We start from the raw sequence: 13070 nt of genomic DNA, 5'->3' as shown, positions 1-13070 counted from the left end.
CCATATTGCTTAAAGGTCTGATGTCAGACTGACATCAGCCAAGGTAATCGCAAGGGATAAGGATCACATCCTCATCCCTTACTAGGAAGTGCTTATTTTAAGAATGTATCTAAATCTTCACGAGTAGATGGTACTTTAATTTCTCCACTCTTAATCTTTTCTTTATATTCTGCAACTTTAGTTTTAATTTCATCTGACAAGTTTTCTTGTGAAGGTGCGATATCAACTGCATCATTTTCTAAACCAAATTCAACATTTTCTCCGCCAGGGAATTTGCCTTCCTTAGCAAGATTGGATACTTCCACAACTGCCAAATCAACACGTTTAATCATAGATGTTAATGTGATATTTTTGTCTGTACCAGGTACATCACCTAATGCTGCTTGGTCAGAGTCAACCCCAATAACCCAGATTTCTTTGCTTGGATCATTTTTAGTGATGTTAACTGCTTCTGTAAATACGCCTTTACCTGTTCCGCCGGCTGCATGGTAGATAATATCAATACCGGATTTATACATTGCTTGTGCTGTAGCTTTACCAATATCAGCTTTATTAAAATCACCTGCATATTTTACCTGAACATCTGCCTCAGGTTTAACTGATTTAACACCTGCTATAAATCCGCTCTCAAATTTTTTAATAAGTTCACTTTCAACTCCACCAATAAATCCAATTTTATTGGATTTAGTTTGCATCGCGGCTACTACACCTACCAGGAAGGATCCTTCATGCTCTTTGAATGTGATACTTGCCACGTTATCAACATCTACAACAGAATCAATTAATGCGAATTGGCTCTTAGGATTTTGCTCGGCAACTTCTGTAATGGAGTCAGACAATAAGAAACCTACCCCATAAATAAGGTCAAATTTTTGTCGTACCAGCTGATTTAAGTTAGTAGTGTAATCAGCATCAGATTTGGACTGGAGGTAATCATAACCGTTTTTACCTTTTTCAAGATTGTTATCTTTACCAAACTGTTGTATACCTACCCAAGCGGATTGGTTAAAGGATTTGTCATCAACCCCGCCTGTATCTGTTACCATGGCAACTGTGAAATTGTCCTTACCTTCTGTTTCACTGCTGTTACCTTTCTCTTCTTTGTTTCCACAAGCACCTAAAATTGTGCCCGCAGCCAGAACTAGTGACAATGCCATTCCAAATTTGCGTTTTTTCAAGGTCTTAACCCCCTATATTTTTTTGGCAGTAGTTCTCTTATTTTGCGCATAAATTATGTTCTTTTACGCAAAATATGAAAGCGAAATGTATCCGCTTTAAAGAAGTTGGCCGAGTATAGATATGGTTTGTCCTTACTATCATAGTGAGTTTGTTTTAGTAAAAGCAGAGCAGTGTCCAATTTGCAATTTAAAATAGGTGAAATCTTTTCGTGATAGCCATGTGGTTCGATATCAGCCACAGCGTATGTAATTTGTATACCGGCAGTTCTTTCTAAGACATGAAGTAATGATTCCTCTTGATAAAGAGATGGTTCCGGTAACACACGAACAGGTATCTTGTCCAAGCAATAAACGACAGGTTCCCCATTAGCAGTTCTGACTCGCTCGATTACTAAAAACTGATCCTCAATTTGACAGTCGAACCTTCGCATATCTTCTTCTGTTGCACCCTCTATGAATGAGTTTAAAAAAATTGTTCCTGGTTTCATGTTCGCTTCGCAAATCATATCTGTCACACTCTTTAATTGTTCAATTCCCGAAGAGAATAAAGGAGTGGAATTCACAAAAGTACCTACCCCATGCCTGCGTATAATCACATTATCCTCTTCCAAAATTCTGAGTGCTTCTCTTAATGTCGCTCTACTCACACCGAGTATTTTGGCCCATTCAGACTCAGATGGCAATTTTTCATGCTCCTTATAGATACCGGTTCTTATGTCCTGTCTAATCTTGTCGATTACTTGCAGATATAATTGTCGGTTGTCGTGTCTGATAGACATACTCTTTTCCCCCAGGAAATTTCCCACTCTCATTCTATTGATGTTATCTACTAACCACTCATAATTTATCATGTATTTCCAAAGAAAGAAATAGCTATTCACAAAAATATCATATTTTGGAAGCGTTACCTTATCCGTTTTTTTCCACGGAAATGTCGAAAAAACCCTGGTATATCTGACTTTTTTTCACGTAAGTCTTTTTTCCTACAAAAAAAGTTTATATATTATAAATATTCTGTTAAAACATAAACTGAAAAAAAATTCAATAAATATCTATTTTCCATCTAATCGCTAGGCTACCCTTTTGTACCATGTGACTGACTTTTAATATTTTTCTAAAATACCTTTCATATTCTTCTAGCCTAATTACGAAAGACTGGCATCGTGGTCCATCCTCAAAACTATTTCCCTTTGCTAAGTCCTAATAGGTCCTTTAGAGATTAAAGGGATAAGGACCGAGGCCCTTATCCCTTTATCTTATTTTAAAAATGCATCAAGTTCTTTTTGAGTAGATGGTACTTTTATATCACCATTCTTAATTTTACCTTTATATTCATCAACTTTTTTAAGTATATCGTCAGATAAGTTATCTTTAGTCGGTGCAATATCAACACCGTTATTTTCAAGACCAAACTCTACGTTCTTTCCTCCTGGGAAGGATCCTTCCATCGCTTGTTTTGAAACTTCTTGTACAGCTAAGTCAACACGCTTAACCATGGAGGTGAGCGTTACGTTCATGTCTGTACCGCTGATTTCACCTTCATCAGCTTGGTCTTTATCTACACCAATTACCCATATATCTTTTTCAGGATTGCTTTTCTTAATGTTTTTTGCCTCAGTGAAGACTCCTTTACCACCATTTCCTGCTGCGTGATAAATGACATCAATACCTGATTTATACATAGCTGATGCTGTTGCTTTACCAAGAGATGCATCACTGAAACTTCCTGTATATTTCACTTGTACTTCAGCATTAGGATTTACTGTTTTAACACCAGCAATAAAGCCCTTTTCAAATTTTTGAATTAGCGGGTTCTCTATTCCACCTACAAAGCCAACTTTATTGGATTTTGTTTGCATACCGGCAATAACACCTACAATAAATGAACCTTCATGCTCCTTGAATGTGATACTTGCAACGTTATCAGCTTCAACCACTGAGTCGATAATTGCAAATTTCCCATCCGGATTTTGATCAGCCGCTTCTTTAATTGCATCCTCCATTGTGAATCCGACACCATATATTAAATTATACTTTTGGCGTACAAGTTGGTTTAAGTTTGTGGTGTAATCAGCATCTGATTCAGATTGCAGGTAGGTATAGCCGTTTTTACCTTCTTTTAATCCATTCTCTTTACCAAAAGCTTGAATACCTTCCCATGCAGATTGATTGAAGGATTTGTCATCAATACCACCTGTGTCACTAACCATTGCGACAGTGAAATTATTTTTCTCATTGGCCGTGCCGCCTTCATTGCTCTCCTCTTTGCTTCCGCAAGCACCAAGAATGGTACTAGCAGCTAGCACAAGAGACAAAGCCAGTCCAAATTTACTCTTTTTCAACATAACAACCTCCAAAATAATTAGTCGGTGCTCCATATAGTATGAGCTTTTCCCTATCCTTTTACACATAACATCGTTTTAGATGAATCTGTTAAATGATTATAGAAAATCCATACTTAAATGGTGCATTGTGTACTTGGGTACAATTTTTCGCTTTTGTATTATACAAATATGTACAATAAATAAGTGCATGTACTTCTTATCCGGAAAAATTATTTCCTGATAATTATATATATATATGTTTGCTAATTCGATTTTAATTTAACATGAATTTAAGTAAAAATAAATAAATTATCCTAATATAAAATTATTGATAACTTTTTGAAAAAATACTCACTTATAAAATTTCTTTACAGTTCAAAATTCAGTTATTTAACATACTAAAAAACCCAAAAGTTAGTTTTTTAATCTAACTTTCGGGTTTGGTATCTATACTGCTCTTTTTATGAATTACTAGCTTGATCGAAGTCCTTGGGAACAAGTACAGTTCTTGGTTTGCTTCCTTCATACGGACCAACGACACCGCGAGCTTCCATCTCATCGATCAAACGTGCAGCCCTTGTATACCCAATCCTGAATCGTCTTTGGAGCATCGAAACAGAGGCGGTTTGCATATCAGCAATTAATTTGACGGCTTCATCATATAAGTCATCTGTTGATTCACTTACTGTTTCCTGAACTTCATCCGGAATCATATTCTCTTGATATTGGGCTCTTTGCTGAGAAATCACGAAGTCTACTACATCTTCCACTTCCTGATCTGATAAAAAGGCACCTTGTACCCGTACTGGCTTTGACGCACCTACAGGCAGGAATAACATATCCCCGCGACCGAGAAGTTTTTCTGCCCCTCCCATATCTAATATGGTTCTTGAATCAATTTGGGAGGAAACACTAAAGGCAATCCTTGATGGTATGTTAGCTTTTATAACTCCTGTTATAACATCTACAGATGGCCGCTGGGTTGCAATAATCAAATGTATGCCTGCAGCCCTTGCCATTTGTGCAAGCCTTGTTATCGCATCCTCCACCTCGCTGGACGCAACCATCATAAGGTCTGCCAACTCATCCACAATGACAATAATATATGGCAATAAAGGATTTTTTTCGCCTTCTTCTAAATTTTGTCTCGTCACTAAGTCATTGTACCCCTCAATATTTCGAGTTCCTGAGTGGGAAAACAGCTCATAACGTCTTTCCATTTCCATAACAACTTTCTTTAATGCCTGAGCTGCTTTTTTAGGATCCGTTACAACTGGAGCTAATAGATGAGGAATTCCATTATAAACATTTAACTCCACCATTTTTGGATCAATCATCATCATTTTAACTTCATGTGGTTTTGCTCTCATGAGTACACTAGTAATGATTCCGTTAATACAGACACTTTTCCCGCTTCCGGTTGCTCCGGCTACGAGTAAGTGAGGCATTTTATTCAGTTCAGCAGAAACTGCTTCACCTGATATGTCTCTACCCAAAGCAATTAATAGTTTAGAACCGCTTTTTTCAGAAGGCTGTACCTCGAGAACCTCTCTTAATGAAACGACTGCTACATCTGAATTAGGCACTTCTATCCCAATCGCTGATTTACCTGGGATTGGTGCTTCAATACGTATATCCTTAGCAGCGAGCGCTAATGCCAGATCGTCTGATAATGACACAATCTTACTAACCTTTACACCTACATCAGGATGTACTTCATATTTCGTAACTGCAGGTCCTAAGTGAACTTGAGTGACCCTAGCTTTCACTCCAAAGCTTTTAAAAGTACTCTCTAATTTCTCAGCATTTGTATGTATTAATTCATATTCTCCACTTTGATCTGCTTTTTTTGGTGACTTCAATAGCGATAATTTTGGAAGTTTATAGTCCACATTTTCAACTTCTGTAAAATTCATATGTGGCACAGGTTCAGCAGGAGCTTCTGTGCTATCATTTGGTTTACTTATCTGATCATCATTTTTCTTATCATCAATTTCCTCATCCAAATAGGCACGATCAGCAAAATTCGAAATAATTCTTTCTTCAAGTGTATCTTCTTTTTCTGGATTACTTCCCTCATCTTGTAGTACTGAGGAAGCTTGTACCGATTCACTTTTACTTTTAGCTTTCTGGTTTTTGTTTTTATTCTTTGAAGTCTTAGGCTCTCGCAGTTCAGCCATAAACGATTTCCACTGGCTGACGATAAATCTTCCAATCGCACCAAGTACTTTGCCAATTGAATCACTTAAGCCTTTACCGGTTATAAGAATTAAACCTGCAACAATCAATAAAAATGAAATAAATTTACTGCCGGCATCTGCAAATAAAAAATGGAAGACGGCATAAAGGATTGCACCTATCATCCCACCGCCAAGATCAATGGTACTTGCAGTTCCCTGTAATTCCATCCAAAAGATTTCCCAGGTATTTAAAATGACACTTGGCTGGGTAAATCCATTATTAGAGGACAAATTCTCAAATAAAATAATATGTGATGAGAGTAAGATTGCTAAAATAATGAAGTATATACCGACCAGCTGGCGTTTAAAAAAGAACGGAATCTCTCTTTTCCACATTAGGAACACACCAAAGACCATTAAGCCAAGCAGAAGTAAAATGTACCACTCACCCATAAAAAACCTAGAAAGAAACACGAATGAAGTACCTACTGCCCCAAGCTTTGCCATCGCAATCGCAGAAAACCCAAATATAGAAAGTCCCGATATTTCATATTTTAAAGTTGACTTTATTTGGTCACCTTTTTTGGAGCGAGATTTCCTTTTTTTCTTACTCATTCGACCACCCGTATTTCATATAGAATTAAAAACGAAAGAAAGCAGCCAACTTGGCTGCCTTTACCCCGTTCACCTTTTATTATAGCATAAATAATACACACTGACTGCTATTACAGGTTGTTAATTACCGCTCCTGGCGCAAGTGTCTCTGATAAGAAATCATTCGGATCTGTACTGATAATCCGGTTAACCTTTACTGATCCATTAGGTAATCTTTCACCAATAAACGGAATACCATCCTTCTTAAACATTTCATGGCTGGCTTGATATAATTCTTCATACATCAAAGTATCTAAAGGCATAATTGTATAAAAAGTCATACTTAATCTCCTTTCGAAGGATCACTCTTTTCTCTTATCATCTCGTTAAGCTTAGAAATCGCTGCACCGATTCCGCCAACCTCATCAATTAAACCTGTATTCACAGCATCTTCACCCACTACATTTGTTCCAATATCTCTCGCAAGGTTACCTCTCGCAAACATCAAATCCTTAAATGTGTCTTCATTAATTTCTGAGTGCTTGACCACAAAATTCACAACCCGATCCTGCATTTTATCAAGATATTCAAATGATTGGGGTACTCCGATTACAAGTCCGGTAAGACGAATAGGGTGAATTGTCATAGTAGCTGTTTCTGCTATGAAAGAATAGTCACAGCTAGTTGCAATAGGAACGCCAATACTATGACCTCCTCCCAAAACGATAGATACAGTCGGTTTTGATAGAGAAGCAATCATTTCTGACATAGCAAGCCCTGCTTCGACATCACCCCCAACGGTATTTAAGATAACCAATAACCCTTTAATATCAGGATTTTGTTCAATTGCCACCAGCTGTGGAATAACATGTTCATATTTTGTTGTTTTATTTTGTGGAGGTAATTGTACATGACCCTCTATTTGCCCTATAATCGTTAAACAATGGATGGTTGAATCTTTTGGCAACTGCGGCACATTGGTTTGTCCCAAAGCCTGTATCTTATCTACAAGTGCACTGGCAGCTCCCTTATTATCATCCGCTGGCTTTTCCTCATGAGGTACCTCTAACTTTTTATCCACTCTTAATCCCCCTCTACAAAAACGCTCTCCCCTTTAGTATGTACAGCGGAATCATTTCCATTCAATTTGAGGGGCACTTAGTACATACAAAAAAAAGAATCCTATTTTTAGGATTCTTTAGGAGAAACAATCGTTTAACACCTTAGGAGACTCAACCATGCATCAGCTGATTAAAACTTAACTGCCCGGTACTTCTGGTACAAACTTTTCAGCTGAAGTGTGTTAGTTCCGCATTATAAAGGTTTCTTTACACCTTTTACGTTTACCTTTAAAAACACACTGCATATTCAATTATTGGTTACTCATACCCGATTTTCTATTTCAATCAATCCTGATTATGTGGAACTAAACAACCATTCCACTCTTATCCAATTGTGACCATCACCTTGCCTTTTTTGGTTTTTCATTTGGTAAGAATCCTATTATTATTAACTCCACCCTTTTAAAAAATATCCGATGAAAGGCTTTTGGTTAAAGATATCTGGACTTTTTTATACTGAAACTTCTTACTATCCAGTATAAATCTGTCTTTCGATCCTTCCCCATTTGAGTTAATTTCCTAAGAATTCACCATTAGAATTAAACCACATTATCACATTTGTTTAAGATTCACATAATCCTTTTTAGAAATAGTTTCGATAGTTTCGATCATATATCGTTCACTCTTATTACTTAAGCTTCATTTTACGGAACGAACACTATATGATTGAGTCACCTGAAGTGTTAAACTCTATTGTTTCCTCCTTTCTTATTTATATAATACCCATTTTTAAAAGAATAAACCGCTTTCATTAAAATTTTTTTATTTTTTTTAATTGGTGAAGTTACTTCCATATCATCAGTCTTAAATGTGAGCAGAAACAAAACAAGGCGGCTTTCCATAGCAAGCCGCCTGTAACCTAAAACTAAACAAGATGCTTTTCGTAATGAACTCTATCTTTCCCATTACTTGTATCTTGTTCACTAGCTGTATGCCCATTTCTCTCCCAAAATAATTTGATCCTGCTGTCATCACTTCTCACATTCAGTGTGATTTTTTTAAATCCACGCTTGATAAATAGATCCTCTAATTCATAGTAGGCTGTAGTACCATAACCAAATCCCTGGTAATCTGCATGAATGATCATCAGATTAATCGTAACGAGCTGCTCCTCTTTATACTCCCTAAAAGCAGTTAGTCCAATATACGTATCATCGGCTTTAATCAAATAATCACCTTGGTTTAGAGACAATGATTCTAATATTTCCTCCCTATTTTGCGATATACCATACTCCTTATCAAAATAGGAAGAATTAGAATCCATCATTTCTTTTGCTATATATAAATTCTCTTCTGTTACGCGTTCAAATGTAATCACTATGTATCACTCTTCCATTCTTCTTTTAATTCAATAAACTAGCTTATCTTTAAAGGTTCCCTCAAGGGGTTACAAATTCATCAATCTGCTTTTTCAACAGGAACTTACCCGAATAAGAAAAATGGCTATCCGCTGGATAGCCATTTACGTCCTTTATTACACTTCCATAATAATTGGTAAAATCATTGGGCGTCGTTTTGTTTTATCGAACAGATAATGATTTAGACTATCTCGGACTTCCTGTTTCATTCCGGCCCAGTCAAAATGATCTTTAGAAGTATTTTTGATTACAATCTCACGCACAATATTTGTTGATTGTTCCATTAATGATTCTGATTCTCGAACATACACAAATCCACGTGAAATGATTTCAGGACCTGCTACTATACTCTTATCCGCACGGCTTAAAGTCACAACTACAATTAGAATTCCGTCCTGAGATAGCAAACGGCGGTCACGCAAGACAATATTTCCTACATCCCCAACGCCACTTCCATCAATCAAAACATTCCCAGCAGTCACTTTTCCAGCGCTTTCAATCGCGTCATTTGTTATTTCAATAACCTCACCATTTTCTGGTATATGGATTTGATTTTGGTTAAAGCCAATTGATTTTGCAATGCGCATATGAGCAATTAGCATTTTATAGTCACCTTGGATGGGAATAAAATACTTCGGTTTCATGAGGTTAAGCATCATTTTTAGCTCTTCCTGGCTGCCATGGCCCGATACATGGATTTGATTTTTACCAGCTACTACCTTTGCACCTGCTCTAAATAATAAATCGATAGTCCTGGACATAAGCAATTCTCCGCCATGGACAGCATTAGCCGCCAATAATACAGTATCACCTTGCTTAATATTAACTTGTTTATGACCATGCTTAGCCATTTTTTGCAGTGCTTCAAATGGCTCTCCCTGCAATCCAGTCGCAAGGATAATTATTTCACGATCTTCATATTGGTCGATCTCAGTTATCGGAATCAACACATCCTCATGGACATCCAAATAATTAAATTCCAAGGCAATTTCCAATACTTTTTCCATGGATTTACCGACAACCGCTACTTTTTTATGATTATCAAACGCAGCATTGAACACTTGCTGAAGACCGTTAAGATTAGATGCATAGCATGCTACAATAATTCTGCCTTTTGCATTGTAAAATTCATCAGACATATTTCTTGCAACAAGGGATTCAGAAGGTGTAAATCCAATCCGTTCTGCTCCTGAGCTATCTGATAATAGACAGAGAACTCCTGACTCACCGATTGCTGCCATTTTGCCAATTTCCGCTTTGTAAAGTCCCTGGGCAGCCTGATCAAATTTAAAATCACCCGTATAAACGATTGCACCATCTTTTGTTTCAATACAGATTCCAACAGAATCAGGAATGCTGTGATTCGTTTTAAAAAATGTGATTCTTGCAGAAGAAAAACGCAGGGATGTATTTGAATCTATTACTTCAAAGTCAACATTTAAATTTTCGTTAATTTCTGCGATTTTGGATTTTGTTAATTCTATGCTCAATCTTGTACCATAAACCGGTGCATCCAATTCCTCAATAATATAAGGGAGTGCACCAATATGATCCTCATGACCATGGGAAAGAAAAATCCCCTGAATTCTTTCTTTATTTTCGATAAGGTAAGAGATATCTGGAATTACTACATCTATTCCAAGCATTTCGGTTTCCGGAAACATTAACCCGGCATCCAGCACAAATATATCTTCGTCTACTTCGACGAGATACATATTTTTTCCAATCTCTCCTGCTCCGCCTAATGCAATTACTTTGATCTTCTGTCTAATTTGTTTAACCAATTTATTGTTCCTCCTGTTATCAACTACTCGTCCATTTTCCAGTTGAATCCATTATAACCGATAGTGTATCGGCATGCCACTGACATCATCTTTTTAGATTTATCTATGAATTCCGACTATCGTTCTTTTTTTGAAAATATGCTTTTCTTTAGGTTCATAATATATATACACTGCTGTTTGTTTGCTATAGGCATAACAAAAAAAGCAGACATCTTCAATGCTAACTAAACATGTATAAAAAAGAATATGTATAAAATTGTACTAAATAGATAGATAAGCCAATCGCATTGGATTGGCTTATCCTCAGGCAGACTCTAAAAACAGACAAACTAAGCATTATTTTAATGTATTTAATAGATTTATCAATGTGTTCCGTTCAACTTCATTCATTGGTACAAGAGGCAAACGAACAGACCCAACGCTCATACCCTTGATTTGCAAGGCTGTCTTTAAAGGAGCTGGGCTTGGTGTCAAAAATAACCCCTCAATGACTGGCAGTAATTTCTGGTGCATTTGGGCTGCCTCAGCCATTTCACCAGCGTAGAAATGTTCAATCATTTTTTGGATGTCACGTCCGATTATATGGGAGGCCACCGAGACCACACCTGCTCCTCCAATTGAAAGTACAGGTAAAGTTAAACCATCATCTCCACTGTATAAATCGAAATCATCCGGTGTGTTGGCAATAATTTTTGTCATTGCATTTAAATTACCGCTGGCCTCTTTTACAGCAACAATATTCGGAATCTCTGACAGGCGAATAACGGTTTCCGGATGAATATTCGTCACCGTTCTGCCTGGCACATTATAAATCATGCACGGCAGATTAGTAGCATCCGCCACAGATTTGAAATGTTGATATAGCCCCTCTTGGTTTGGTTTATTATAATAAGGCGCTACAAGCATAATCGCATCTACACCGGCCGCTTCCGCCTTCTTTGTTAAATGGATGGACGCATACGTATTATTTGAGCCAGTTCCTGCTATCACAGGGATGCGTTTGTTTACAATTTTCACGACATATTCAAATAATGCCACTTTTTCTTCTGTTGACAAGGTTGGGGATTCACCAGTAGTTCCTGAAACCACCAGTGAATCTGTGCCTGTTTCAATTAAGTAATCTATGAGTTTTGCAGTCTTACCAAAATCAATATTTCCTTTATTATCAAAAGGTGTAACCATCGCGGTGGACACGCGTCCAAAAAGACCCATATTTCCACTTCCAATCTTATATTTTATTATTCAGCAAGTTCTTCCCATTCAAACAGATCATCGTCCATTAAATGGAGATTAAAGGCATTATGAAGAGCATTTACAGCTTCTACTAAATCTTCTTCTTTAACTAATACCCATATCGTTGTGTGGCTATCTGCGGATTGCAGAATCTGTATGCCTCGTTCTGATAATGGAGTAACAATTTTCGCTGTTACTCCCGGCACTCCCGTTATCCCGGCTCCAACGACAGACACTTTGGCACAGTTTGATTGGATACCAGGCTCATATCCTAATTCACGTAATACCGAAATTGCCTTATTAGCATCGTTGTTGGAGACAGTATACACAGCACCATTTGGATAAATATTAATAAAATCAACGCTTATGCCTGAATTCGCCATCGCTGTAAAGACTTCCGCCTGCAGATCATACTGATCTTCCTTAGCCTTTACTTTTATCTGAGTGATATTGCTTACATGGGCAATACCAGTAACAAGACGTTCCTGTATATCACTGCCTCGACGGTGTTTCGGATGACCTGTAACCAGCGTACCCTCACCTTCAGCATAGGTTGAACGGATTCGCATCGGCACCTTTGCCTGCATCGCAATTTCAACAGCACGTGGATGAATGACCTTAGCCCCCTGGTAGGCCATGTTACATACCTCTGTATAGGTTACTACTGACAGCGGTCTGGCTTGTTCCGCAATACGGGGATCAGCTGTCATAATTCCCTCTACATCCGTAAAAATGTCAACATACTCTGCCTTCAGTGCAGCTCCAAGGGCTGCAGCAGATGTATCACTGCCGCCGCGCCCTATCGTTGTAATATCGCCATTTTCAGCAATACCCTGAAAACCGGTCACAACGATAACGTCTGATTTTCCTAGCTCATCAATCAGTCTATCGGTCTTCATTTCCATTATTTTTGCATTTGTATAGTCATTATTTGTTCTGAAACCGGCCTGTCCGCCAGTTAAGGCAGTCGCTCGAATTCCTTTTTCTAAGAGCATATTGGTAAATACAACCGCTGAGATTATCTCTCCGCAAGATAATAGCAAGTCCTGCTCACGTTCCCCCAAGTACATTCCTTTTTCATTAACAAGTGAAAGTAAGGAATCCGTTGCATATGGATCACCTTTTCTTCCCATTGCAGATACAACAACCACTATTTTGTACCCTTTGTCTATACCTCTTTTTATATGTTGAAACGCATACTCTCTGCTCTCTGCATCTTTTACAGAGGTACCGCCAAACTTTTGAATGATGATCTTCACTTTTTACACCCCAAAATGAGCCTTCCTACTTTAGAGAAA

Annotated in this window: 11 protein-coding genes; all 11 read right to left on the bottom strand. The window is 37.6% G+C overall.

Annotation, left to right across the window (positions count from 1 at the left end; translation table 11 throughout):
• Window positions 1–92: 92 nt before the first annotated feature.
• Complete coding sequence (locus tag AC4BHA_RS05765) at window positions 93–1178, bottom strand: BMP family lipoprotein (protein WP_066100296.1); 1086 nt, start codon at window positions 1176–1178, stop codon at window positions 93–95.
• 53 nt (window positions 1179–1231) lie between these two features.
• The gene (locus AC4BHA_RS05760; protein ID WP_066100299.1) at window positions 1232–1957 is read right to left on the bottom strand and encodes a GntR family transcriptional regulator; all 726 of its coding nucleotides are present in this window, start codon (window positions 1955–1957) and stop codon (window positions 1232–1234) included.
• Window positions 1958–2434: 477 nt separating this feature from the next.
• Window positions 2435–3520 (bottom strand): BMP family lipoprotein, encoded by a 1086-nt coding sequence (locus AC4BHA_RS05755; RefSeq protein WP_066102259.1) that lies wholly within the window; start codon window positions 3518–3520, stop codon window positions 2435–2437.
• 443 nt (window positions 3521–3963) lie between these two features.
• The gene (locus tag AC4BHA_RS05750; RefSeq protein WP_490558279.1) at window positions 3964–6297 is read right to left on the bottom strand and encodes a DNA translocase FtsK; all 2334 of its coding nucleotides are present in this window, start codon (window positions 6295–6297) and stop codon (window positions 3964–3966) included.
• A 110-nt stretch (window positions 6298–6407) separates the two neighbouring features.
• On the bottom strand, window positions 6408–6617 hold the full coding sequence (locus AC4BHA_RS05745; protein WP_066100306.1) for a YlzJ-like family protein: 210 nt from the start codon (window positions 6615–6617) through the stop codon (window positions 6408–6410).
• 2 nt (window positions 6618–6619) lie between these two features.
• Window positions 6620–7357: a ClpP family protease gene (locus tag AC4BHA_RS05740; RefSeq protein WP_490551797.1), complete on the bottom strand. Its 738-nt coding sequence runs from the start codon at window positions 7355–7357 to the stop codon at window positions 6620–6622.
• Between the two features lie 723 nt (window positions 7358–8080).
• Window positions 8081–8239 carry a hypothetical protein gene (locus tag AC4BHA_RS05735; protein WP_490551798.1) on the bottom strand — a complete coding sequence of 53 codons (159 nt, stop codon included), beginning with the start codon at window positions 8237–8239 and terminating at the stop codon, window positions 8081–8083.
• A 23-nt stretch (window positions 8240–8262) separates the two neighbouring features.
• Window positions 8263–8715: a GNAT family N-acetyltransferase gene (locus tag AC4BHA_RS05730; protein WP_490551799.1), complete on the bottom strand. Its 453-nt coding sequence runs from the start codon at window positions 8713–8715 to the stop codon at window positions 8263–8265.
• A gap of 156 nt (window positions 8716–8871) precedes the next feature.
• A complete protein-coding gene (locus AC4BHA_RS05725) occupies window positions 8872–10539 on the bottom strand; it encodes a ribonuclease J (RefSeq protein WP_066100314.1) in 1668 nt (555 codons plus the stop codon).
• 336 nt (window positions 10540–10875) lie between these two features.
• Complete coding sequence (gene dapA / locus AC4BHA_RS05720) at window positions 10876–11751, bottom strand: 4-hydroxy-tetrahydrodipicolinate synthase (RefSeq protein ID WP_490558278.1); 876 nt, start codon at window positions 11749–11751, stop codon at window positions 10876–10878.
• A 26-nt stretch (window positions 11752–11777) separates the two neighbouring features.
• The gene (gene dapG / locus AC4BHA_RS05715; RefSeq protein WP_066100319.1) at window positions 11778–13031 is read right to left on the bottom strand and encodes an aspartate kinase; all 1254 of its coding nucleotides are present in this window, start codon (window positions 13029–13031) and stop codon (window positions 11778–11780) included.
• Window positions 13032–13070 lie beyond the last annotated feature (39 nt).

The sequence above is a fragment of the Pradoshia sp. Z3_51 genome (assembly GCF_058215915.1).
This window is presented reverse-complemented; position numbering and strand designations above follow the sequence as displayed.